Genomic DNA, 22,877 nt, shown 5'->3' with positions numbered 1-22,877 from the left:
TCTCATTTTTCGCCGTAAGTGCGATAAAACGTTTCATAACGAAACATAATAACGCAGCAAAACGTTCCCTTATGGAACGCTGAAGAGGGGCATTTTTTTTCCTGTCGACTCCGTAAGAATCACTCCACCGACGCGCTGCTTTTCGCCGTCTCGCTCTCCTGATAATGCTGTCCCTTTTGCTGAGGCAAGAGCGGCGGCAAACCGATGCTAACGGAGCATACCCATGAAAAAGCTGATTAATCGTGTGGAAGATGTATTGAGTGAACAACTTGCAGGCTTCGCTCGTGCCCATCCTGAACTGACGCTGCATCAGGATCCAGTTTGTATGACGCGCGCCGATGCGCCTGTCGCCGGAAAGGTTGCCTTACTGTCGGGCGGCGGAAGCGGCCATGAACCGATGCACTGCGGATTTATTGGTCCGGGCATGCTTTCGGGTGCCTGCCCGGGTGAGATTTTCACCTCGCCAACGCCGGATAAAATGTATGAATGCGCCATGAAAATTGACGGTGGTGAAGGCGTACTGATGATAGTCAAAAATTACACCGGTGATATTCTCAACTTCGAAACCGCCACCGAGCTGCTGCACGAAAGCGGTGTAAAAGTCACCACAGTGGTGGTTGACGATGACGTGGCCGTAAAAGACAGTCTCTACACGACAGGACGACGTGGTGTGGCGAATACGGTACTGATTGAAAAACTGCTTGGAGCCGCAGCGGAGCGGGGCGATTCACTGGAAGCCTGTGCGGCGCTGGGACGTAAACTCAATAACCTGGGCCACTCGATCGGTATTGCGTTAGGCGCCTGTACCGTGCCCGCCGCCGGCAAACGCTCGTTCGAACTTCAGGACAACGAAATGGAGTTCGGTGTAGGGATTCATGGCGAACCCGGCATCGACCGCCGTACTTTTACCTCGCTGGACAAGACGGTCGATGAGATGTTCGACACGCTGCTGGAGAATGGCAACTACAGCCGCACCCTACGTCACTGGGATCAAAACAGCGGAAGCTGGCAAGAGATTAAACACAGCAAGCAGGCATTAACCCGCGGCGATCGTGTGATTGCGCTGGTTAATAATCTGGGCGCTACGCCACTGTCGGAACTGTATGGTGTTTATAACCGCCTGGCTCAGCGTTGCGACGAAAGCGGCATCACTATCGCGCGAAATCTGGTGGGCAGCTACTGCACATCGCTGGATATGGTGGGCTTTTCCATCACGCTGTTAAGCGTGGATGATGAGGCTCTGTCACTGTGGGATGCCCCGGTACACACACCTGCCCTGAACTGGGGCTGTTAAGGAGTTCGACATGTCACTTACCCGCGCCCAAATTGTGAACTGGCTATACCGCTGTGGTGAAGTTTTTACCCGTGAAAGTGATTTTCTCACCGGCCTGGATCGCGAAATTGGCGACGCCGATCACGGCTTAAATATGCACCGGGGCTTCAGTAAGGTGGTCGAGAAGCTGCCCGCGATTGCCGATAAGGATATTGGCTTTATCCTCAAAAATACCGGCATGACGCTGCTTTCCAATGTGGGCGGTGCCAGCGGGCCGTTGTTTGGCACTTTCTTTATCCGGGCGGCGCAGGTCACACAGGCACATCAGAGCCTGACGCTGGAAGAGCTGTATCAAATGATACGCGAAGGGGCCGAAGGCGTGGTGAATCGAGGAAAAGCGGAACCCGGCGATAAAACGATGTGTGATGTCTGGCTTGCGGTGGTGGCGTTACTGCGGCACGCCAGTGAGCAAAATATGTCGGTCATCGCCGCGCTGGATGCCGCCTGCGAGCAGGCAGAAGCGGCCGCTCACGCCACCATTACAATGCAGGCCCGCAAAGGCCGCGCCAGTTACCTGGGAGAGCGCAGTATTGGTCATCAGGATCCGGGGGCAACATCGGTGATGTTTATGATGCAGATGCTGGCTGCCGCCGCCAAAGCTTAAGGAGAAGCATATGGTAAATCTGGTGATCGTGTCACACAGTGCGTTGCTGGGTAACGGCGTGGAGATGCTGGCGCGACAAATGTTAACCGGCGATCGCTGCAAGCTGGCGGTCGCTGCCGGCATTGACGATCCTGATCATCCGATTGGCACGGATCCCGTGAAAGTGATGGCGGCGATCGAATCGGTGGCAGATGCGGATCATGTTCTGGTCATGATGGACATGGGAAGTGCGCTGTTAAGTGCAGAAACGGCGCTTGAGCTGCTTGATCCTGCCATTGCGGCCAAAGTGCGTTTGTGTGCCGCACCGCTGGTGGAAGGTACGCTGGCGGCAACCGTCAGTGCGGCGGCGGGTGCCGATATCGAAAAGGTGATGACGGTGGCCATGAAGGCGCTGGAGGCGAAGCAGGCACAACTGGGTATTGCATCTGATAGTGCCGTTGCCAGCGTCGCCACCGTTAACCCACACGAGGACGTACAATCGGTCACGGTGACCGTAAAAAATCACCATGGCCTGCACGTCCGTCCTGCTTCACGGCTTGTGACCACGCTGGCTGGCTTTGATGCGGAGTTGGTACTGAAAAAAGATAACCAGTGTGTCACGCCAGACAGTCTCAACCAGATTGCTCTGCTGCAGGTGCGCTGTAACGATCAGATTACCTTGTCGGCACGTGGCCCCGAAGCGGGCGCTGCGCTGGAAGCGTTCACCTCTCTGGCGGCGGAAAATTTTGGCGAGCAACCTGAAACGATGTCGCTCAGGACAACGGTACCGGACACGGGACAGGTGCAGGGTAAAGCAGTGTTTTATACCTTGCCGCTGGCGCAGCCTGACCGGCGTCCATGTGCCGATGAGCAGCAGGAATGCCGACGGCTGAAGCAGGCAATCGCTGACACTCTCTGTGATCTGGATGCGCTGCATAAACGGGCAGAAGCGAATTATGGCGAGGCGGTAGCCGCTATTTTCGCCGGGCATCACACGTTGCTGGATGATGCCGATATGTTTGATGAAGCCTGCGAGAAGCTTCGTGCGGCACGGTGCTGTGCCGAATCCGCCTGGTATGAGGTGCTCATGGCGCTGAGTCAGCAATACCGGCAACTGGATGATGCTTACCTGCAGGCGAGATTTATCGATATTCAAGACATCCTGCACCGCACCCTGTGTCACCTTAGCGGCCTTGAGATTACGCTTCCGTCACCGGATGTGCCCGCGATTCTGATTGCCGATGACATCTTTCCCTCTGCGGTCGCCAGTCTGGATGTGAAGCAGATAAAAGGCATTTGCCTGCGGGAGGGCAGTGCGCTCTCTCACGCTGCCATTATTGCCCGCGAAGCCGGTGTTGCCTTTCTCTGTCAGCAGGGTGATATGCTGGATATCATTCAGCCAGAGGACAGGCTGATGATAGATGTCGCCGGGCAACAGATCAGAAGTCTTTAGCGCTTTTCATTCGCCCCTGATGAGGTCTTCGGGGGCTTTATTTCCCTTAAAAAGACCGCAATTGTACGTTGATTTTAATATCAATTTCTTATTAACAGGGCGGTGGTTGCGGCTCAGTAGGTCAGTCAAAGGGGCAATAGGAGTTTGGCTGCCAATCAGGTGATGAACGCCGTTTTAACTGGTGTACAGACCTGTCAGCCAGTGAGGGACAGGATGATCCAGCCAACGTCGTTGGCATCAGCATTTCATTCTCAATACAGCAACACAACTCAGAACCAACTTTGCAATCTCATTTAGTCAGCGGCTCAATTAATAACTGAGGCCGGAATCGGATTATCAACGCCACCTGAAAAAGTCATGGGCCCTGCCAACGGAGACTTAGTTAATTACGGCAGTCAGCTGACAGGGCGTGGCGATTTAGCATTACCTACGGTAAATAAAATCGCTCTGTCAGGCGCGACATGAAAGAGTCCAGTTATGGCTCATGCGGCAGCTTCACTTTTGTCTCTATAACAAGGTCCGGTTAAATCTCAGGCCGGGGCGGATAAAAACCGTCTGGATACGGGAACGCTGGGTTTTACCGATCTGCATAACGCGGCCGACTACAAAACGGAACATCAGGGCATCGGCATGAGCTCGGGTGCCAGCATGGCGGGCCAGTTCGCCGGGAATATGGCTAACACCATGCTGGCAGGCGCTGACGGAAAAGGGCATGCTGAAGGAACTACCCGGTCAGCGGGTTGTTGGTGTAGCTGCATCTTTAGTCTGCGCTAAATAACGTCTTCTACCCTTCTTTAACCGCCTTCCTTGCAAAGTTCCAGCGGCGGTACTGATACTTACTAATCAGGCTCTCCAGCACTTCACGTACTATCGCCTGCACAGCCTCGACGTGCAAACAGAAGAAAATATGGCACAGGCTTCATAATGCAGATTGCTGCGCAGGCAGTCAGCGGCGTATTCTCAGCGCTTGCAGGTGGAAATGCCAGCGGTGCAGTCGCTGCAGGTGCGGCACCGCTACTTGCTCAAATGTTTAAGCAGGCATCCGGTGACAATGATGCCATGCGCATCCTGCTTCGTACACTGGCCTCCGGTCTTATCGCAGGGCTCAGGGTGGTAGCGTGGCTGGCGCAGCGGCGGGGGATTCACCGCTGCCGCTCTCTGGGCACCAAGATGTGCTAAGCAGGCTGTTTTTCGGTAAAGAAGCCGCTCTCCTTACAGCCGATGAAAAACATCTGATTGCCAATATCGCTACGCTGGCACGTGCTGAAGTGGGCGGGGCTGTGAGCGGTGGCATGGGGGCAGCAAGCGGTGGCTCGGCGGCGCGGACTGAGGTTGAGAATAACTCGCTGAGTCCTGATCAGTCACTGACGTTCGATAAAGAGCTGTCGAACTGTCGAAAATCCGGTGGTGACTGCCAGGCTGTTATCGAGAAGTGGAAACAGATTAGCGATAAACAGAGTACTGAAACTGAGCAGAAGCTGAAAGATAATCCGCTGGAAGCCCAAGTTGTTGATAAGGAAATCGCTCAGGGCGGCTATGATATGGCAGATCGTCCCGGCTGGTTGAGTGGTGTCGGTGCCGATGTCATGACCAGTGAGGAAGCCAAAGCTTACGTCCACCAGTGGAATGGTCAGGATCTGGCGAAGATAGATCAAAGTAGCCCTGCCTGGACAAAGTTTGCGGCGTTTGTATCTGATCCAGAAAATCAGGCAGCACTAGCTTCCTTCGCGAACACGGGGAAAGACGTAATTCAATTAGCAAAAGCTGCGATAACTTCTCAGTTTTATCCTGTTACGATTAAAAGTTTACAGGTAGGGTTGAGGAACCCTGATTATGTCGATAAGCGCAAAAAAGATATGTTAAATGGTGATTTTAAATTCTCTGCTCCTAAAGGGAAAATAGCTGGTTACATTGATAGTCAGGGACGTTCTTATATAACTGAAGGAAACCATTGAATGGTGGCTGCTCAAGATATATATATACAGACGGGTGATGAAAAATATATTGATCAGTTATTAAAAAATGGTGTTTGGACTCAAGTTAAAAGAGCTCCTGCCGGAACAGTATCTATGCCTAAGCGCTGATAAGGTTGATCATAATGACAAAAACAGAAATATACATCCAGATGCTTAATCTTGTCTTACCTTATGTAAGAAGTATTCAGTCAAAAAATGCTTGGGTAAAGGCAAGAGATATCTCCTGCTATTTTGAAACTGAACTTATACATAACTTACCTAAAAGTATTGCGGAGCGAGATATGATAGAGCATGATGTATGTTTCCTGAATAATCAGGCTAAAAGTTATTTTGAAAAATGTAGCGAAGATATATCACCTAATTATAATCAGCACACCGAATATATTAAGTTATTGTTTAAAATGGTGCCTGATAATTTAAAGCCTAAACTACAATGGCAAGGTCCTTGATAGGATCCCGGCCCCCTGAGTCGGGATCGTTTTACGTTTTAACAGTTCTTACGCAAAATGCCCGTTTCCGCGTCTGTACATCGGCAGATCGCCGGTATCATTAATCGCCCCCGGAAACCCTTCCAGCCAAAGTTTCATCTTAAAATAATTGAGGCAGACTGTATTGGTAGTGGATTAAAACCAGATCCAACTCATGGAGGTGCCAGTTATCTGAGCCGCGAGCAATTAATGGAAGGAAAGGTTTTTACCATTAAGGGTGGTGATGGTATAGAAAGGAAATTGCTACAAGCCGAAGGTTCATTTAATGATAAGACAGGTATATTTGAATATACATGTGATAATACAGGCCGGGAAGGTTACGGTTGAGAATAATTACCTGAGCAGCACGGAGAAGAGCCGCCAGACGGATTTGAACCACAAGCAGAGCCTGACGCCGCAGGAGCAGAAAGAGAAAGACATGCTTAACCGCAAGGATGCGGAAACCAGTAAGGCGGTGGTTGATGCCTGTATGAGTGGCAGCGCAGAGGCCTGTAGCGCCGCCCGGCAGGATGTGCTGGAGAAGCAGGGCACCTATCAGAATCTGGGTCACCAGAATCAGAAGGAAGCGCAGGAAGGCTATCAGTAGATACAGCAGTTGCTGAATGGCATCAGTGCGGAGGCGAAGCAGACGCAGGCGCTATTTAACGGCATGGTGGCGGCGTACATACGCACTGGTATGAGTGAAGAGGCGGCCCGGGCTGCGGTGGGCTACCAGCTTGGAGCCATGTATATTGCCTGAGGGATAGCGGGTATTGGTGTTGGTAAAGCTGTTGATGAAGGGCTAACGCCGGGAGTGAAACCCTCGACAACGTCGGCGAAGCCCGGAGCCGGTGGTACTCAGGCAGAAAGTAAGCCATCAAGTGGAGCAGAGAACGCCGCGTCTTCCCCGAAACTAAAAGTCGACCTGGTACAACAGAATCTGACTAATATAGCGAAGCAGGATCCGAGGCTGGAAATAGCTATTAAAGGTGATGGGTCTGGTAAAAAAGATTTTTCAATGGGCTATGGTACTCGTACCGAAGCCGATAGGTTAGGGATGATCTGGGTTGGTGATGGAGCAAGGCAAACCAGTAAAGGCGGATGGATTAGTGCTGATAGTACTAGGGGGGGACAGACCTGCATCTGAAAAACCTAATAGTCCTTATGCAACGACTGGTACTCAATCTAATTTTGAAACATATCCCATTAATTCAAAAGGCGAATCTTTGAAAATCGGAAACGGAAATGCGTTAGAGAATAATGCGCTGAGCGGCAAAGATGCCCAGGAGAAAAACAGCATTGAACTTGCACTGTCAGAAACAGGACTGGCCCTGCACCCAAGAACGGCTGAAGACGTGGCTGCGCTGGAAAATCGACACGACCAGCTAACTAAACTCGATGCCGAAGTTGATAAGTATCTTCAGGATGCCTGTTCTCAGGGACGGGTATCGCCCGCTTGTCAGGATGCGAATGCTTTAGCTCAGGGTCTGCAGGATAGCTACAGCGGTTATCTGGGCGGCCTAACGTAGAAAGAGCTGAATCATGCCCGGGTTAGCCAAATAGTGGCGAATACCTCAGCTGATAAATGGGATTACGCAATAGAAGGCTACGCGAAATCACAGAATATCAGCTATCAGGAAGCAAAAGACAAGTTCGCGCTCGCCATCAATATCAACCAAGCGGCAGACATTGCCGGGATTGTATGGCCTGAAAGGAAGCGAGAGTGAAAAAACAGGAATAAGCAGTGCGGCGGCTTCAACCATGAAGCAGGTGCTATCGAAGTATGATGACTTCAAGCAGAATATTGCCAGCAGTACGAAAGGTAATAATGATGCGCTGGCAATGGCGGGTGCGGGGAATGTTAACGTCTCCACATCGGGTGAAGAACTGGGGCCGAATGTAAATCTGTCCACGGGAACCAGAGGTGGCAAAGGAAGCCCAATACCAGTTAAAGATCCTGTAACTGCTAGTAATGGTCTAAATTATCAGTCAAATCCTAAGCATACAATTAATCCACCACGAAACGCAGGTATTGAGCCGAGAAACTCTTTAAGTCTTTTTGAAAACTCAGTTTCAGTTAACGCCAAAAACCAAAAAGCGCGCTACACCATGGATGATAGCGGGAATATACACCAATTCATGCCATACAATACTGGGAACTGGCATTGGGCAGGTAGTACAGCAGATGAAAGAAACCCATTAATTTTGCCAAATGATGTAAAATCGGCATTGAAGAAACAACAAGGTTGGAAAATCAAATGATTATTGGTGATGATTTTTTTGAAATCGCATTTCAATTGGAGTTTATGGCTTCTGGTTATTCATCTCCAAGCGGAATGTTTAATTTTGTGATCAACGGAAAAATGATCCCAGGTGAAAGTGTCGCTGTCGATCTTTATGTGGCAATATCTTTTTTAAAGGACAGCGTAAATAGTGAGGTAATTGAAAATGCACCGGATATTGGTAACATTATTCTAGATGAGTTGGATTTTTCAGAAGGTGCGCCAGAAGGTATAATCTGGCTCGACACAGGAGTTGCAGAAATAAGTGGTCGAGGTTATTGGTTTTATTTAGGATTCGATCAAGATGAGGAACGGCTCATTTTCACTACGGATGCAGGTAAAAGCTATCAAGAAGCTCGATATGCACGAGGAACGGTTAAGAAATTGATTGATAGTTTACCTGATTCTAAGGACCTGGAGTTTATCAAAAGAAAGGAAATGATTTTCCTTACTGATTTGAAAATGTAATATATTGAGCATTGTTGTTGAGAATAATATGCTGAGTGTTCCGCGAATAGAAAGTTTACGGAAAAGCCAAAGATTGTGAGGCCAGTGGAGTAAAATCCGACCCGTCGCTTACTTGTATTTTACAATTGGAAAGTCTGGCAGCAAAATACAGCGCTGCTACGAATAAAGGTGCATCAACATCGGATGGCTTAACAGTTGATTCTGTCGCTAAGGTGGATACATCAGAAACTTACTTTTGTGTTGAAGGTAATGTTATAAGAACCAGTCAGAATAGAATTAGTGTTAATGCTTATGGAAGTGTAACTATCAACTCAGGATGCAGTTGGCAATTATGTGTTAGTACAAATGGTCCTAATCATGCATCATACTATCTGACTAACAAAAGATCCGATGGATCAGTAGTCGTTTTTGAGGTCGATGCTGCGCTACACAAACAAATAATGGATGCTGCAGTTCAACAAAGACTTATGCCGGGTGTCCCTAGAGACCCTAATGCACCTAAAATAGTAGATCCAAATCAAGGTAAGCCTAGTATATCGCTGGAGTTACCTAAGATATGGGACAGATTCATAGAGCAAAACTCATCAAAAGCCCGTGTGTTAACTAAAGAGGAGTTCATCAATGAATTTGGAAAATGATTGCTAGCTTTTGTTAAGGGATCTTTTCAATGGTGGAAAATCAATCGCGGTGTTCATTATTATGTCTCTGATAATAAGGAAATTATTGCATTGATGTAAGAACGGAATACAAGGTTCATATCGATAATGGGCTTATGGAAGAGTCTTTGTATGATGAGGCAATAAAACTATTCAGAAATGGGGTGCCTGTTCTTACAAAAGATAACTTTAGTGAGTATGTTTCTAAAATAATGTGGCGACATATTCAGTTGAAAATTTGAAGGTTTTTTTCACATTGGGATATTCAAGAACTCACCTATGTGATTTTTATAATTACATTGAGTGTTTTTATCAACTCTTAAAGAACCTGTTTCATATGAGTGGGATAAATTACGAATGGGGTTGCCTGAATTTTATATCAATTTCGATAAAAATATATATCGTCATACGGATTGGGATAGAGGGTACGAAAAGTTTGTGCCAGCAGGCTGGAATGCTCAGGCTGATAGTGATTTTGGTTTGCTAATTCCAGATAATCAGCGATATTGGTTGATTGATGGTATGAGTTTTTGGAAGCTACAGATGTAGCTTGAATCAGTCACAATGGCGGGTTTTTTTTGGGGGGGGTATTAATAAGTGGAGCGATTTTTTGTAGGTGTAAATATTTTACTATAAGGTGAGATGTTACTTGTAAAAAACAGATGGTATTCCTAATGCCGGGGCTTCTTAAGCGTAAATGTTTAGTATGGTGATCTTAATGAAACGATTTAGTCGTCTTCATTATTCTCCAAAGTTAAATATTTTCAGATTCAGTTCTAATTCAGAACCGCTCCATTCCAACCTTCCATTAAAACCTCCCCACCACCCGTTCCCTTAACCACCTGTGCCCCAAATCCCGGTGCGATCGCGCATGCCACAGCATCACCAGCTCAAAGCCTGGAATCGCCATCGGTGGTAGCACCGTCATTAATCCCGGCATCCTCGCCGCCACTCTCTCCGGCATCAACGCCACTAAATCGCTGGTGCTCAGCACGCTGCCCATCAGCAAAAAATGAGGCACAGAGAGCACTACGTTTCGGCTTAGCCCTCTAGCTTCCAGCACCGTATCCGTCACCCCACGAAAGCCGCCGCCGTCTGGCGACACCACCACATGCTCCAGCGCGCAGAGCGCTTCGGCGGTGATAGCAGAATGCAGGGCGGGATGACCCTGACGGCCTGCTACCACATAGCGCTCCTGAAACAGTGGGCGGACATGCAGCCCGTCAGGCACGCCGTCACGCAGATGAAGCACCAGATCGACCGTGCCTTTTTCTAACTGCTGTGCAATCAACGCCGGTTTCATATCCAGAATGGCAAGCCGGGTGCCCGGTGCTTCCTGACGTAAGGTATTCATCAACGGCATCAGCGCCGTCTGCGCACCATAATCCGTGGCGGCAATACGCCAGGTGATGTCTGCCTCTGCGGGCACAAAGGGTCCCGGCTCGGCTACGACTTCATCGATTCTGGCAACCAGTTCTTCAAGCGAAGGGCGTAATCCTTCTGCTCGTGCCGTGGGACGCATACCATGGGAAACCGGAATCAGTAGCGGATCGTTAAATAAAGTACGCAGGCGTTCCAGCCGGGCACTGACGGAAGGCTGGGAAAGGTTTAACCGTTCAGCGGCACGGCTGACGCTGTTCTCCTGTAGCAGGACGTTTAACGTGATCAACAAATTCAGATCGGGCTTCATGGTATCAGTCCTGTCTATAGCGACTATCCGTTCCTTTACTTTTACTGATAGCACAATCAGGCGCAGGCTACCTGTCTCTTTTATCAACACGGGATAGTTTATGAATGTGTTAATCGTTGTTGCTCACCCTGAACCCCGCTCGCTTAACGGTGCGCTGGCGCGTTTTTCCGTCAGTCATCTGCAACAGTTGGGCCATCAGGTGCGCGTTTCCGATCTCTATGCCATGAACTGGGAGGCGCGCGTAACGCCTGCCGACACACAACATCGCCAACATGTCGAACGGTTTACTCCCTCACTGGAATCCATTCAGGCTTTTGAAGGCGGCTTTCAAAGCGAAGACATCCAGCAGGAACAGGAAAAACTACTGTGGGCCGATGCGGTGATTTTGCAGTTCCCGTTATGGTGGTTTTCGATGCCCGCCATCTTGAAAGGCTGGATCGATCGTGTTTATGCCTGCGGGTTTGCCTACGGCGTAGGCGAACATTCAGATACGCACTGGGGCGATCGCTACGGTGAAGGTACGCTGGCAGGGAAGCGCGCCATGCTGGTGGTCACTATGGGCGGATGGGCGTCGCATTACGGTCCTCGCGGCATCAATGGGCATATTGATGACATTTTGTTTCCCATTCAGCATGGCATTCTTTTTTACCCCGGCTTTGACGTGCTGCCGCCGTTCACGGTTTACCGTACCGGCCGGATCGATAGCGTACGTTTTGATGCGCTGTGTCAGGAACTGAGTAAGCGGCTCGATAACCTGTTTATTACTTCACCTGTTGGCTATTATCGGCAAAACGGCGGGGATTACGCGATCCCCGAGTTAACCTTGCGTGACGATCTGGCAGCCGGTGAGCAGGGCCACAGAATCCACATTCGCCAAGGCTGAAGGCAGAACAGGGCAGAGGCACGTCGTCTGGCTTATCTGCCCTGTTTGCATCGATTTCAAAATAACCCTTGCATGCAACGCGAGGATGTGACCTAATGAATCGTCGGTTTGATTAACAGACGCTATCAAAGTAAGTATCTACAGCAGTTCTCATCTCTAAGCCTGTCGCGAGACATTCCTTCTTTTTGAGTCTTCTCTTACGTTCTGATTGAAATCTGTTCTCAGGCCATTACGCCGGAAGGCTCAATTATTTAAGGAATTAAACATGTCTAACAAAATCCGCGGTACCGTTAAATGGTTCAACGCTGAGAAAGGCTTCGGTTTCATCTCTCCTCAGGACGGCAGCAAAGATGTATTCGTACACTTCTCTGCAATCCAGGGTACTGATTTCCGTACTTTAGATGAAGGTCAACAAGTTGAATTTACAGTAGAAAATGGTGCTAAAGGCCCAGCTGCTGCAAACGTTGTTGGTCTCTAAGGACTGAAAATTACGCGTTTCAAGTGTCCTCACTGTAATGGCTCGCAGTACCGTACATCACATTTCGATGTGACAAGAGCCAACCCGCATGGAGCAAAATGCATTTTTTGCAAAACGGTCGTTGTTCAGATTAACGCGACAAGGATTGTAACTCAGAGTCAGCCACAGGCGCTCTGAAAAGGCTAAAGAGCGTTATAGCGTTGTGCATTTACCGTAATCAAAAAGGCTGCCAGTGGCAGCCTTTTTTCATTCCCTTTTCGCGAAATGTAGAAGCCGTTTTCCAGGCTGCGCTTATACCATCAGCACAAGAACGCCGGCCCAGAACGCCAGACAGGCTATCACCATTGCAATCCAGCTCAGCTGACGTAAACGCCCGCGGAACAGGGGCTTACGTACGACAGGAAGCGCTTCACTCTGCATTTTCATAGTCTCATGTATTGAACGTTAGGTGACAGCAGGGCAGGGTTGTGCTGCCCGCTACGTTTTAGCTTGCGGCTTCCAGCGCTTTGAAAATGACATCCGACAGTTCGTTTAATTCGAACTTGGCAACATAGCCATCAGCCCCGACTTTGCGAACGTGATCTTCGTTAGCACTGCCCGAAAGTGAGGAGTGGATCACGACGGGAATATGACGCAACGTGGTGTCGCGCTTGATGTTACGCGTGAGCGTAAAGCCGTCCATTTCCGGCATTTCCAGGTCGGTTAACACCAGCGCGATCTTGTCGTGAATGGATTCACCCTGCGACTGAGCCTGCTGGTGGATCGCTTTGATTTTTTCCCACGCTTCCAGGCCGGTGTTACACATGACGGCAGGAATGCCCATGCTCTTCAGGCCCTGCTCCAGCAACTGGCGGGCAACTTTGGAGTCTTCAGCCACAATCGCGACGGAACCGGGCTTCATTTTATACTGACGCTCTTTCGGCGCTTCAGGCTCCACGCCACGAACGGACGGGATGATGTCATAGAGAATCTGTTCGACATCCAGCACCATGGCCAGATTGCTTTTTTGTTCGTCGTCATCCAGGCACGCGATACTGGTGATGTTACGTCCACCGATACCGGCTTCAGCGGTATGAACCTGGCTCCAGTTAAGACGCACGATGTTTTCAACGGATTCGACGGCAAACGCCTGCGTATTACGCGCGTATTCGGTCACCAGCAGCAGGTTCAGGCCCGTTTCAGGCACGCAACCGGCTACCGCAGGCAGGTCAATAACAGGAATGAACTGTCCACGAATGCTCGCCATGCCCAGCAACGGCGAACGCATGCCCGCGGCTTTCGTAATCGGCGGCATCGGAACAATTTCACGCAGTTTAAATACGTTTATCCCAAACAGCTCTGATTTACCTTTTAACTGGTCAGAGCCAAGGCGAAACAGCAGCAGCTCAAACTTATTCGATAAGGCGAGATTCGCTCTCTCATCGATCTCTTTCTGAAAATTATCCATCGTTGCCTCAGCGTCAGCGCAGCAGGTGAAAAAGGGTGTGATGAAGTTATCGGCAGCCTTCGGAAAAAGGTGAGAGGGGAAAACGCACGTTAAGAGATTATTGTGCCAGGCTTAACAGTGAGAACGCAGCATGGATACTTTTCCCTATAAAGGAGTAAGCGATGAAAAAATTAGTACTGGCGACCTTACTGGCGGTAGCGACCACAGGGGCTTACGCGGAAGAAGGTGGCTTCAAGGCAGGTGATACGCCGCCGCCACAGCATAAACAGGATGCAGGCTACAAAGGGTCAGAAGACACAGGACAGACGCACATCGATCAGATTCGTGACTTTCGGCAGGGCGGTTACGTCACGCTGGAAGGTTATATCGTAAAAAAAGTCGCGGACAATAATTATCAGTTTCGTGACAGCACCGGCACTTTAACCATTATTGCGCCGAAGAAAACGTTCGATGGCAAAACCTATTCCGCTGACGACAAAGTTCGCGTCAGCGGTAAAGTGCACGGGAAAGGTGACAAAACCACGCTGCACGTTATGCGGATCGATGAGCCATAATCGGCAGGGCGAGAATGACTCTCGCCCTTTCTTTTAGTCTTTCAGCAGTACAGCCCGGCAGGTTTTGCCTTTGATTTTGCCCTGCTTGAGTTTGACCAGCGCAGATTTTGCCTGAGCCGCTTCAATCGCTACATAAGCATGCGTCGGGGTGAGATCAATCTTACCGATCTGATCGGCGCGATAGCCTGCTTCTCCTGTCAGCGCACCGAGAATATCGCCGGGCCGAATCTTGGCTTTACGCCCACCATCAATGCAAATCGTCATCATGGCTGCCGGCAACGGTTTACTGCTTTTCCTGAGCGCACTGGCGGCAACCCATGGCAGCTTCTGCTGCAGGAAATCTTCTAACGCATGCGCGCGCGCCATTTCATCGGCCGCGACAAAACTCACGGCAGCGCCTTCTTCGCCCGCCCGCGCGGTACGGCCGATACGATGCAGATGTACTTCGGGATCCCACGCCAGCTGGTAGTTCACCACCAGCGACAGCGACTTGATGTCCAGGCCGCGGGCCGCGACGTCCGTCGCCACCAGCACGCGACCACTGCCGTTAGCAAACCGGATCAGCACACGTTCGCGATCGCGTTGTTCGAGATCGCCATGCAGGGGCAGGGCGCTGATATCGCGGGCGTTAAGCGCGGCGGCAATATCATCACATTCGCGTTTGGTGTTGCAGAACACCACACAGGACGATGGCTGGCGTTCGCTGAGCAGGCTAATCAGCAGCGACAATTTTTCGCCGTGCGTCGCTTCAATAAATTGTTGTTCGATTGCCGGCAGTTCGCTGACCTCTTCCGTCACGACGCTCAGCGCATCACGTTGAAAGCGCTGGCTCAGTGTTGCAATGCCGTCTGGCCAGGTGGCAGAGAACAGCAGCGTCTGACGCGCGGCGGGCGTGGCGGCGATAATGGTTTCCATATCGTCACGAAAGCCCATTTCCAGCATCCGATCGGCTTCGTCCAGCACCAGCGTGCGCAGACTGTCGAGCTGCAGCGTTTCGCGCTTGAGATGGTCAAGAATCCTGCCCGGCGTACCGACCACAATCTGCGGTGGATGCACCAGCGAATCGCGCTGCGCACTCATGGGCTGGCCGCCGCATAAGGTCAGAATTTTGATATTGCGCGTGAAGCGCGCTAACTGCCGCAGAACGTTGCTGACCTGATCGGCCAGTTCTCGCGTCGGACATAAAATCAGCGCCTGAGTCTGAAAACGCGCACTGTCGATATGATGCAACAGGCCAATACCAAATGCGGCCGTTTTGCCGCTGCCGGTTTTTGCCTGCGCACGAACGTCGCGTCCGGCTAAGATAGCGGGCAGCGAGGCGGCCTGGACCGGCGTCATGCTGGTATAGCCCATCTCGCGCAGGTTATCGAGCTGACTATCGGGAAGAGAATTAAGCGAGGAAAAAGCGGTCACGGGTGCGGCCTCTGCGGCTGTAAGTTGGGGCATCATTGCGAGCGCAAGTCTGTCAGAAAGCGTACACAACAGCAATGTTAACCTGCAAACCCTGCGCCGGGCGGCGCTTTTATCTAAGAATAAACTGAAGATGAAAAAGATTAGTTGGGAAATTTTAATCAATTAAAACGTAAGATGTGAAACCGCTTACATGGACTAAGCCATTAAGATTAAGAATTTTTTTCTAATATTTTCTTTGTAGTACACAATTTAAAGTTAATCAGATTATTCCGCATTTGCGACGGAATTAACGCATTAATAATGCAAAAGTATCGCCAGAAGAGAAGATGAAAACGACTTGTAAACGCCTTTATATTGAGGAGGATACATCGATATCACTACTGGCAGAGGATTTTTTCATTGAATAATATCCCGCAGATCTTGCATGAAGACGTACTTAAAATCGTAGGTCGTGCAGTCCTGACATTGCATCTCTATGGGGAAAGCTTATCGGCAGATAAAGTGGCCTCTATGATTGGATGTTATGCCGAAGACGATCCGGTGGCTTCTGATGGCGCCCATCTCTATACGCTTGCGATGGCGTTAATGTCACAGACGAGGGAGGCTCGGGTTTAGCGTCGCCTTCATTCGGCTGTCCGCGCCCCATGCCAGCTCTGTGACAGGGGGCGCGTCCGCATCTGCACGCGGTTTCTGGTTTTACAGCGTCCTTTACCACTGCCTGTCAGTGAAAAACTCACTGCCAGTGCAGATCGGCAAATGTCACCAGTGCCTCTGCCAGCTGGCGCTGAAGCGCGTCATCCGGCTGGCGACAGAACAGCGCCAGCTCAAAAGTGTCAATCACCGGCAAGCCCTGCTGGTCGCCCAGCACACGGTGTGCAAGCAGACGACAGCTGGCAGGCAACAGCGTAACGCCCAGGCCCTGGGCACTGGCGGCAGACAGGGCCACAAGGCTGGCACTGCTGTAACCGATGCGCCAGCTGCGGCCCAGCCCATCCAGCGTCTGGCAGATCTCCTCGCGATAAAGTCCCTGTTGAGGAAACAGGACCAGCGGCACCGGGGAATGCTCAAAGCAGGGATATGCCGCGCTGTCCAGCCATAACAGCGGCTCGGGTCGGGAAGCCAGCGGGCGTTCACCGTAAGGTTGCTTAATCAGCATGATATCAAGTTCCTCCCGCTGCCAGGCCCGACGTAGTTCTACCTGCATCCCGCTCATCACATCCAGCCGCATATGGGGATGTTCGCGACTGAACTGCGCCAGCAGGGCAGCCGTGGGGGCCGCAAAATCTTCCGGAACGCCAAGCCGCAGCACACCATCGCGCCACTTATCGCTCAACACATCGAGTGCTTCGCCATTCAGGGCAATGATACGGCGGGCATAACCCAACAGCTTCTCGCCTTCCTCCGTGACGGTTACCTGATGTGATGAGCGGGCCAGCAGTGCTTTTCCCACCCTCTCTTCCAGTCGCCGCACCTGCTGGCTCACTGTTGATTGCGACAGGTGCACGCGATCGGCGGCACGGGTGAAGCTGGCGGTTTCGCAGACCGCAACAAAGCTCAGAAGCTGCTGGGGCGTGAACATAGGCTGGCGATTCATTTTTCCACTGCCTGTCATGATGATATTCCATTTCCAAATAGTAACCACAGCTGTCAGGCTGACAAGGTTTACTTCCAGGATGGCCCATGAAAAAAGAGAATATTGTGATCGTTACCGCCCTGGTGCTGGCGGGACTGAATATGCGTCCACTGATGACCTCCGTCAGTCCGTTGCTGGATCAGTTACGCGAAAGCATTGGGCTCTCCGCCTTGGCAGCGTCACTGCTGCCTGCGATTCCCATGATGATGATGGGAGCGATAGCGTTAATCAGCGCACCACTTATGCAGCGTGTTCAACTGCGCGGACTGCTGTGTGGCGGACTGGCGTTGTTAGTGTTGGCGCTCCTCAGCCGCCTTTTTGTGGCGCAAGGCGAATCGCTGGTAGGGAGCACGCTACCGGGCGGCATTGGTATCGGGATAGTGCAAATGGCGATGCCGGGCTTTATCCGCCAACGCTTTCCACAACGCAGTGCGATGATGACCGGGCTGTGGTCTGCGGCCCTGATGGGCGGGGGCGGACTGGGTGCCGCATTAACACCGTGGTTAAGTGCTCACCTGAGCTGGCAGATGGCCCTCAGCAGCTGGGCCGTGCCTGCGCTGCTGGCCATCCTGCTTTGGGCGTGGATGCCCGGGGTGACGTCGCCAGCGCGCGCGTCGGTCGTGATGCCTTCACTATGGCGTAACGCGCGCGCCTGGATGCTGGCGCTCAGCTTTGGTTTAGTGAATGGCGGTTATGCCATTTGCGTAGCATGGTTGCCTGATTTCTACCATCAACTCGGCTGGAGCGCGCAAGCGGGCGGAAGCCTGTTGGGCGTGATGATTACCTGCCAGGTCGCCGGGGCGATGGTGTTTCCGCTGTTGACGCGCGGCCCGGATCGACGGCCGCTGTTGCTGTTAACGCTGATTTTTCAGCTAAGCGGTATGCTTGGCCTCCTGTTTGCACCGCTTTACCATCCATGGCTGTGGGTGGGAATGGCGGGCGTGGGTCTGGGTGGTGCTTTTCCCCTGGCGCTGGTGCTGGCGCTGGACCATCTGGCGCATCCGCAGGCGGGCGGACGACTGGTGGCGTTCATGCAAGGGATTGGCTTTATTATTGCCGGCAGTATGCCGTTTATCGCCGGTCAGTTGCATGCACTGACCGGGGATTTCTCCACGATCTGGTGGCTCCAGTGCGGCGTTACGATTGGGCTGGTCGGGTTAAATCTGCGTTTTCATCCGCAAAGTTACAAATACGCCTTTCCACAATCGTGATTGGTCCGACCAAAACAGCTAAACCTTTTCAGTGGTTCACATAACGTTAAAATTAAAGCCGTAACTGTTGCCTTGGGTTAACAGCGGGTTAAGTATCTGTAACGGATAAGCCCCAACTGGCAAAATTGGTAGGACCAATAAGCAGAGCGGGCGTGACAGATGCGCCCTGTGTTTATGCCCGTCGCGCATCGCTCTCATCACCTTTCTGGAGATAACGGCATGCAGGTCTGGCAGCAAAATTATGATCCGCTCAATAACATCTGGCTCTCCAGCCTGATTGCGTTACTGCCTGTTCTGTTTTTCTTTTTTGCGTTGATTAAGCTAAAGATGAAAGGCCATCAGGCTGCCACCATCACTGTCATGCTGGCGCTGGGAGTTGCGCTGCTGCTGTATCATATGCCGTGGCAGCAGGCGCTGGCCTCAGCGGCCTACGGCTTCCTGTACGGCCTGTGGCCCATTGCCTGGATTATCGTGGCCGCGGTCTTTGTCTATAAAATCTCGGTCAGGACCGGGCAGTTCGATATCATTCGCGCGTCCATCTTGTCGATCACGCCGGATCAGCGCTTACAGATGCTGATTGTCGGTTTTTCCTTTGGTGCCTTTTTAGAGGGCGCGGCAGGTTTTGGTGCGCCGGTGGCGATCACGGCTGCGTTGCTGGTAGGGCTGGGTTTTAATCCGCTTTATGCCGCAGGGTTATGCCTGATCGTGAATACCGCGCCGGTGGCGTTTGGTGCGATGGGTATTCCCATTATTGTCGCCGGGCAGGTTACCGGTCTGGACAGCTTTGCCATCGGTCAGATGGCCGGACGCCAGCTGCCTTTTTTAACCGTCATCGTGCTGTTCTGGATCATGGCGATCATGGATGGCTGGCGCGGGGTGAAAGAAACCTGGCCGGCGGTGATGGTTGCGGGTGGGTCGTTCGCGATAGCACAATTCCTGAGTTCAAATTTCCTGGGCCCGGCGTTACCCGATATTATCTCTTCGCTGGCGTCACTGGTTTCCCTGACTCTGTTTCTGCGCGTCTGGCAGCCGGTTCGCATCTTTCGCTTCAGCGATGCCGAAAATCATACGGCGACGCAACCCGCACGTCAGCAGACGTATACGACAAAGCAGGTCATTCGCGCCTGGATGCCCTTCCTGTTTCTCACCGCAACGGTAACGCTGTGGAGCATCCCGCCCTTTAAAGCGCTGTTTGCCAAAGGGGGTGCACTGGCCAACTGGGTGATGAGCATTCCCGTCCCTGGCCTGCATGACTGGATTACCCGGATACCGCCGGTTGTGGCACAGCCCAGCGCCTGGCCCGCCATTTTTAAACTGGATCTGCTGTCTGCAACCGGCACTGCCATTCTGATTGCGGCAATTGTGGCGATTATCTTTCTGAAAATGAAACCCAGAGCGGCAGTCGGGACATTTGTCGAAACACTGAAATCCCTGATGTTGCCCATCTACTCCATTGGTATGGTGCTGGCCTTTGCCTTTATCTCGAACTACTCGGGTTTATCAGCCACGCTGGCGCTGGCCTTAGCGCACACGGGCCATGCCTTTACCTTTTTCTCCCCCTTTCTGGGCTGGCTTGGCGTGTTTCTTACCGGTTCGGATACCTCCTCCAACGCGCTGTTTGCCGCGTTGCAGGCCACCACGGCGCAGCAGATTGGCGTTTCCGATATCCTGCTGGTGGCAGCGAATACCACGGGTGGCGTCACCGGTAAAATGATCTCTCCCCAGTCGATCGCTATTGCCTGTGCAGCGGTCGGTCTGGTCGGCAAAGAGTCCGATCTGTTCCGCTTCACCGTAAAGCACAGCCTGATCTTTACCGGCCTGGTTGGGGTGATGACCACGCTGCAGGCTTACGTTTTTCCCTGGATGATCCCATGACACCAAACGATCCCTTACCGATGCGGCTTAAGCACTATATCCGCGATCATCAGCTTGAGCCGGGCATGCGTTTGCCCGCCGAGCGTCAGCTGGCGGCCGCGCTGGGCGTTTCCCGTTCGTCGCTGCGTGAAGCTATTCAGCAACTGATCAGCAGCGGCGTTTTGATGAGTCGGCGCGGTGACGGTACCTGGCTGCGTCAGCCGCAGGAGCCCTGGTCTGAGCAGCGCATCGTCGAGCCCATTCGTCAGCTTCTCGCCAACGATCCGGACTACCGTTACGACATTCTTGAAGCGCGCCATGCGATTGAGGGCAGCACGGCCTGGCATGCGGCGCTACGGGCTACCGAGTCAGATAAAGAGCGTCTGCGGTACGCCTTTGATGCCACGCTGGCGATGAAAGAGAGTGACGATCCCCATCTGGCCGGGCAGGCCGATCTGCGCTTTCATCTGGCCATCGCAGAAGCCTCACATAACATCGTGCTGCTGCAAACCATGCGGGGGTTATTCGATTTACTGCACTCGTCCATGCTGCACAGTCGTAAGCTGATGTACATCAGACCCGTGATTTTTGACCGCCTGACCGATCAGCACCGGGCGATGCTCGACGCGATTTTACTGGGCGATGCCGAGGCTGCCCGGTCAGCCGCTATGGATCATCTGGGTTTTGTTCACACCACAATGAAAACACTTGATGAAGACGAAGCCAGGCAGGCGCGAATTACGCGTTTGCCGGGTCATGACCTGCACAATCACAAGGAAAACCGCTGATGATCATCTCTGCCGCCAGTGACTATCGCGCCGCCGCGCAGCGCATTTTACCGCCTTTTCTGTTTCATTATCTGGATGGCGGTGCCTATGCAGAGCATACGCTACGGCGGAATGTTGCCGATCTGTCAGACGTGGCGCTGCGCCAGCGCATTCTCCGGAATATGTCGGCGCTCAGCCTGGAAACCACGCTGTTCAGTGAAACGCTGTCCATGCCCGTCGCGCTGGCACCGGTTGGGCTGTGTGGCATGTACGCGCGTCGTGGGGAAGTGCAGGCCGCGCGCGCTGCGGCGGGCAAAGGGATTCCGTTTACCTTATCGACCGTCTCCGTTTGCCCGATTGAGGAAGTGGCACCGCAAATCAGTCGGCCCATGTGGTTTCAACTGTATGTGCTGCGCGATCGCGGCTTTATGCGTAACGCCCTTGAGCGGGCAAAAGCGGCGGGCTGTACCACATTAGTATTTACCGTTGATATGCCAACGCCGGGCGCACGCTATCGCGATGCGCACTCGGGCATGAGCGGCAAGCACGCGGCCCTGCGCCGCTACTGGCAGGCTGTCACGCACCCACGCTGGGCACTGGATGTTGGGCTACAGGGCCGACCACACGATCTGGGCAATATTTCCACCTATCTGGGCAAACCGACCGGGCTGGAAGACTATATTGGCTGGCTGGCAAAGAATTTCGATCCGTCGATTTCCTGGAAAGATCTGGAATGGATCCGTGAGTTCTGGGACGGGCCAATGGTGATTAAAGGCATTCTGGATCCGGAAGATGCCCGCGATGCGGTGCGGTTTGGTGCCGATGGCATTGTGGTCTCAAACCATGGCGGACGCCAGCTGGACGGCGTGTTGTCTTCGGCTCGTGCCTTACCGGCCATCGCGGATGCGGTGAAGGGGGATATGACGATTCTTGCCGACAGCGGCATCCGTAATGGGCTTGATGTGGTGCGCATGATTGCGTTGGGCGCAGATACTGTTCTGCTGGGACGGGCCTTTGTTTACGCGCTGGCCACACATGGCCAACGTGGCGTCGAACATCTGCTGACGCTGATTGAAAACGAAATGAAAGTCGCGATGACCTTAACAGGCGCGAAGTGTATAGCCGATATCAACCAGACGTCGCTGGCGCAGGCGAATGCGTTGCTGGGCGAAGTGGCCCTGCATCCGGCCTCATGCCCGGCAAACTGAGCGACGTTGTCTATACTTACCTTCTTTACCAACAGGAGGAATGATATGACCATTCATAAGAAAGGTTCGGCGCATTGGGAAGGCGATATCAAAGGCAAAGGCACAGTCAGCACAGAAAGTGGTGTACTGAACCAGCAACCTTACGGCTTTAACACCCGTTTCGAAGGGCAGAAAGGCACCAATCCGGAAGAGCTTATCGGCGCAGCACATGCCGCCTGTTTTTCAATGGCACTGTCGCTCATGTTAGGTAACGCAGGCCATAAACCTGAAAGCATTGATACCAGTGCCGATGTGTCGCTGGACAAAAAAGGTGAAGGCTTCGCGATTACGAAAGTGGCGCTGACCAGCACCATCTCGCTGCCGGGCATTGATAACGACACCTTTGATGAAATCATCAATAAAGCTAAAGCCGGCTGTCCGGTTTCGCAGGTGCTTAATGCAGAAATCACACTCGATTACACGCTGAATAACTGATTGCGTACCTGAGTCGCCTTCTGGCGGCTCCCGCGGTAATCTTGCAG

General features: G+C 52.1%; 28 protein-coding genes and 1 pseudogene. 22 read left to right on the top strand and 7 right to left on the bottom strand.

Annotated features, from left to right (window positions below; genetic code table 11):
- Positions 1 to 223 precede the first annotated feature (223 nt).
- Genes dhaK through dhaM form a run of 3 tightly spaced genes read left to right on the top strand, consistent with a single transcriptional unit; the run spans position 224 to position 3,369 of the window.
- Positions 224 to 1,294, top strand: a complete 1,071-nt coding sequence (gene dhaK, locus RAC90_RS13975; protein ID WP_054688084.1) for a dihydroxyacetone kinase subunit DhaK — start codon at positions 224 to 226, stop codon at positions 1,292 to 1,294.
- A gap of 10 nt (positions 1,295 to 1,304) precedes the next feature.
- Complete coding sequence (dhaL, locus tag RAC90_RS13970; protein ID WP_054688083.1) at positions 1,305 to 1,937, top strand: dihydroxyacetone kinase subunit DhaL; 633 nt, start codon at positions 1,305 to 1,307, stop codon at positions 1,935 to 1,937.
- A gap of 10 nt (positions 1,938 to 1,947) precedes the next feature.
- The gene (gene dhaM / locus RAC90_RS13965) at positions 1,948 to 3,369 is read left to right on the top strand and encodes a dihydroxyacetone kinase phosphoryl donor subunit DhaM (protein ID WP_375124464.1); all 1,422 of its coding nucleotides are present in this window, start codon (positions 1,948 to 1,950) and stop codon (positions 3,367 to 3,369) included.
- Between the two features lie 507 nt (positions 3,370 to 3,876).
- Here dhaM and RAC90_RS13960 read toward each other — a convergent pair.
- Together RAC90_RS13960 and RAC90_RS13955 are read right to left on the bottom strand one after the other, a co-directional pair.
- Complete coding sequence (locus tag RAC90_RS13960) at positions 3,877 to 4,083, bottom strand: hypothetical protein (RefSeq protein WP_172913482.1); 207 nt, start codon at positions 4,081 to 4,083, stop codon at positions 3,877 to 3,879.
- Between the two features lie 70 nt (positions 4,084 to 4,153).
- A pseudogene (locus RAC90_RS13955) lies at positions 4,154 to 4,255 on the bottom strand (RstR family transcriptional regulator); the annotation flags it as partial.
- 38 nt (positions 4,256 to 4,293) lie between these two features.
- On the opposite strand from RAC90_RS13955, the gene RAC90_RS13950 reads away from it, so the two are divergent.
- The 10 genes from RAC90_RS13950 (at position 4,294) to RAC90_RS13905 (ending at position 9,200) form a co-directional block, all read left to right on the top strand.
- Positions 4,294 to 4,548 carry a hypothetical protein gene (locus RAC90_RS13950; protein ID WP_375124463.1) on the top strand — a complete coding sequence of 85 codons (255 nt, stop codon included), beginning with the start codon at positions 4,294 to 4,296 and terminating at the stop codon, positions 4,546 to 4,548.
- Positions 4,488 to 5,324, top strand: a complete 837-nt coding sequence (locus tag RAC90_RS13945) for a VENN motif pre-toxin domain-containing protein (protein WP_375124462.1) — start codon at positions 4,488 to 4,490, stop codon at positions 5,322 to 5,324. The genes RAC90_RS13950 and RAC90_RS13945 overlap by 61 nt, the downstream gene beginning before the upstream one ends.
- Entirely contained in the window at positions 5,325 to 5,453 is a 129-nt protein-coding gene (locus tag RAC90_RS13940) for a hypothetical protein (protein WP_375124461.1), read from the top strand.
- 14 nt (positions 5,454 to 5,467) lie between these two features.
- Positions 5,468 to 5,794 carry a zinc ABC transporter substrate-binding protein gene (locus RAC90_RS13935; protein WP_375124460.1) on the top strand — a complete coding sequence of 109 codons (327 nt, stop codon included), beginning with the start codon at positions 5,468 to 5,470 and terminating at the stop codon, positions 5,792 to 5,794.
- 304 nt (positions 5,795 to 6,098) lie between these two features.
- Positions 6,099 to 6,419 (top strand): DUF6862 domain-containing protein, encoded by a 321-nt coding sequence (locus tag RAC90_RS13930; RefSeq protein WP_054688080.1) that lies wholly within the window; start codon positions 6,099 to 6,101, stop codon positions 6,417 to 6,419.
- A gap of 9 nt (positions 6,420 to 6,428) precedes the next feature.
- Positions 6,429 to 6,572 (top strand): hypothetical protein, encoded by a 144-nt coding sequence (locus RAC90_RS13925; RefSeq protein WP_324028964.1) that lies wholly within the window; start codon positions 6,429 to 6,431, stop codon positions 6,570 to 6,572.
- A 313-nt stretch (positions 6,573 to 6,885) separates the two neighbouring features.
- Positions 6,886 to 7,341 (top strand): DUF6862 domain-containing protein, encoded by a 456-nt coding sequence (locus RAC90_RS13920; RefSeq protein WP_375124459.1) that lies wholly within the window; start codon positions 6,886 to 6,888, stop codon positions 7,339 to 7,341.
- 232 nt (positions 7,342 to 7,573) lie between these two features.
- On the top strand, positions 7,574 to 8,074 hold the full coding sequence (locus tag RAC90_RS13915; RefSeq protein WP_253274992.1) for a hypothetical protein: 501 nt from the start codon (positions 7,574 to 7,576) through the stop codon (positions 8,072 to 8,074).
- A complete protein-coding gene (locus RAC90_RS13910) occupies positions 8,071 to 8,562 on the top strand; it encodes an Imm42 family immunity protein (RefSeq protein ID WP_054634431.1) in 492 nt (163 codons plus the stop codon). The genes RAC90_RS13915 and RAC90_RS13910 overlap by 4 nt, the downstream gene beginning before the upstream one ends.
- A 125-nt stretch (positions 8,563 to 8,687) precedes the next feature.
- Positions 8,688 to 9,200: a hypothetical protein gene (locus RAC90_RS13905; protein ID WP_155489665.1), complete on the top strand. Its 513-nt coding sequence runs from the start codon at positions 8,688 to 8,690 to the stop codon at positions 9,198 to 9,200.
- An 826-nt stretch (positions 9,201 to 10,026) separates the two neighbouring features.
- Here the strand turns inward: RAC90_RS13905 and RAC90_RS13900 are convergent.
- Positions 10,027 to 10,908, bottom strand: coding sequence for a LysR family transcriptional regulator (locus tag RAC90_RS13900; protein ID WP_054634429.1), 882 nt, complete (start codon positions 10,906 to 10,908; stop codon positions 10,027 to 10,029).
- A 100-nt stretch (positions 10,909 to 11,008) separates the two neighbouring features.
- Here RAC90_RS13900 and RAC90_RS13895 point away from each other — a divergent pair, with 100 nt between their 5' ends.
- The 3 genes from RAC90_RS13895 (at position 11,009) to RAC90_RS13885 (ending at position 12,446) form a co-directional block, all read left to right on the top strand.
- A complete protein-coding gene (locus RAC90_RS13895; protein WP_375124458.1) occupies positions 11,009 to 11,791 on the top strand; it encodes an NAD(P)H-dependent oxidoreductase in 783 nt (260 codons plus the stop codon).
- Between the two features lie 265 nt (positions 11,792 to 12,056).
- Positions 12,057 to 12,269: an RNA chaperone/antiterminator CspA gene (gene cspA, locus RAC90_RS13890; RefSeq protein ID WP_006118073.1), complete on the top strand. Its 213-nt coding sequence runs from the start codon at positions 12,057 to 12,059 to the stop codon at positions 12,267 to 12,269.
- Positions 12,270 to 12,272: 3 nt separating this feature from the next.
- On the top strand, positions 12,273 to 12,446 hold the full coding sequence (locus RAC90_RS13885; RefSeq protein WP_375124482.1) for a cold-shock protein: 174 nt from the start codon (positions 12,273 to 12,275) through the stop codon (positions 12,444 to 12,446).
- Between the two features lie 114 nt (positions 12,447 to 12,560).
- Here the strand turns inward: RAC90_RS13885 and RAC90_RS13880 are convergent, their stop codons facing one another.
- Together RAC90_RS13880 and RAC90_RS13875 are read right to left on the bottom strand one after the other, a co-directional pair.
- Positions 12,561 to 12,695: a hypothetical protein gene (locus RAC90_RS13880; protein WP_255421330.1), complete on the bottom strand. Its 135-nt coding sequence runs from the start codon at positions 12,693 to 12,695 to the stop codon at positions 12,561 to 12,563.
- 58 nt (positions 12,696 to 12,753) lie between these two features.
- On the bottom strand, positions 12,754 to 13,716 hold the full coding sequence (locus RAC90_RS13875) for a chemotaxis protein (protein WP_006118075.1): 963 nt from the start codon (positions 13,714 to 13,716) through the stop codon (positions 12,754 to 12,756).
- A 161-nt stretch (positions 13,717 to 13,877) separates the two neighbouring features.
- Between RAC90_RS13875 and RAC90_RS13870 the strand changes: the two genes are divergently transcribed.
- A complete protein-coding gene (locus RAC90_RS13870) occupies positions 13,878 to 14,270 on the top strand; it encodes a YgiW/YdeI family stress tolerance OB fold protein (RefSeq protein WP_006118076.1) in 393 nt (130 codons plus the stop codon).
- A gap of 33 nt (positions 14,271 to 14,303) precedes the next feature.
- Here the strand turns inward: RAC90_RS13870 and dbpA are convergent, their stop codons facing one another.
- Together dbpA and RAC90_RS13860 are read right to left on the bottom strand one after the other, a co-directional pair.
- Positions 14,304 to 15,683, bottom strand: a complete 1,380-nt coding sequence (gene dbpA, locus RAC90_RS13865) for an ATP-dependent RNA helicase DbpA (RefSeq protein WP_006118077.1) — start codon at positions 15,681 to 15,683, stop codon at positions 14,304 to 14,306.
- A gap of 733 nt (positions 15,684 to 16,416) precedes the next feature.
- A complete protein-coding gene (locus tag RAC90_RS13860) occupies positions 16,417 to 17,277 on the bottom strand; it encodes a LysR family transcriptional regulator (RefSeq protein ID WP_375124481.1) in 861 nt (286 codons plus the stop codon).
- Between the two features lie 86 nt (positions 17,278 to 17,363).
- Between RAC90_RS13860 and RAC90_RS13855 the strand changes: the two genes are divergently transcribed.
- The 5 genes from RAC90_RS13855 (at position 17,364) to RAC90_RS13835 (ending at position 22,830) form a co-directional block, all read left to right on the top strand.
- The gene (locus RAC90_RS13855; RefSeq protein ID WP_054634427.1) at positions 17,364 to 18,527 is read left to right on the top strand and encodes a cyanate transporter; all 1,164 of its coding nucleotides are present in this window, start codon (positions 17,364 to 17,366) and stop codon (positions 18,525 to 18,527) included.
- A gap of 219 nt (positions 18,528 to 18,746) precedes the next feature.
- Positions 18,747 to 20,402 carry an L-lactate permease gene (lldP, locus tag RAC90_RS13850; RefSeq protein WP_039338526.1) on the top strand — a complete coding sequence of 552 codons (1,656 nt, stop codon included), beginning with the start codon at positions 18,747 to 18,749 and terminating at the stop codon, positions 20,400 to 20,402.
- Positions 20,399 to 21,169, top strand: a complete 771-nt coding sequence (gene lldR / locus RAC90_RS13845; protein WP_033738599.1) for a transcriptional regulator LldR — start codon at positions 20,399 to 20,401, stop codon at positions 21,167 to 21,169. The genes lldP and lldR overlap by 4 nt, the downstream gene beginning before the upstream one ends.
- Positions 21,169 to 22,356, top strand: coding sequence for an FMN-dependent L-lactate dehydrogenase LldD (lldD, locus tag RAC90_RS13840; protein WP_054634426.1), 1,188 nt, complete (start codon positions 21,169 to 21,171; stop codon positions 22,354 to 22,356). Before lldR ends, lldD begins: the two co-directional genes overlap by 1 nt.
- Positions 22,357 to 22,401: 45 nt before the next feature.
- Positions 22,402 to 22,830, top strand: a complete 429-nt coding sequence (locus RAC90_RS13835) for an OsmC family protein (protein ID WP_006118083.1) — start codon at positions 22,402 to 22,404, stop codon at positions 22,828 to 22,830.
- Positions 22,831 to 22,877 lie beyond the last annotated feature (47 nt).

The sequence above is a fragment of the Pantoea sp. CS_6 genome, assembly GCF_041954745.1.
GTDB classification, from domain to species: Bacteria; Pseudomonadota; Gammaproteobacteria; order Enterobacterales; family Enterobacteriaceae; genus Pantoea; species Pantoea stewartii.
This window is presented reverse-complemented; position numbering and strand designations above follow the sequence as displayed.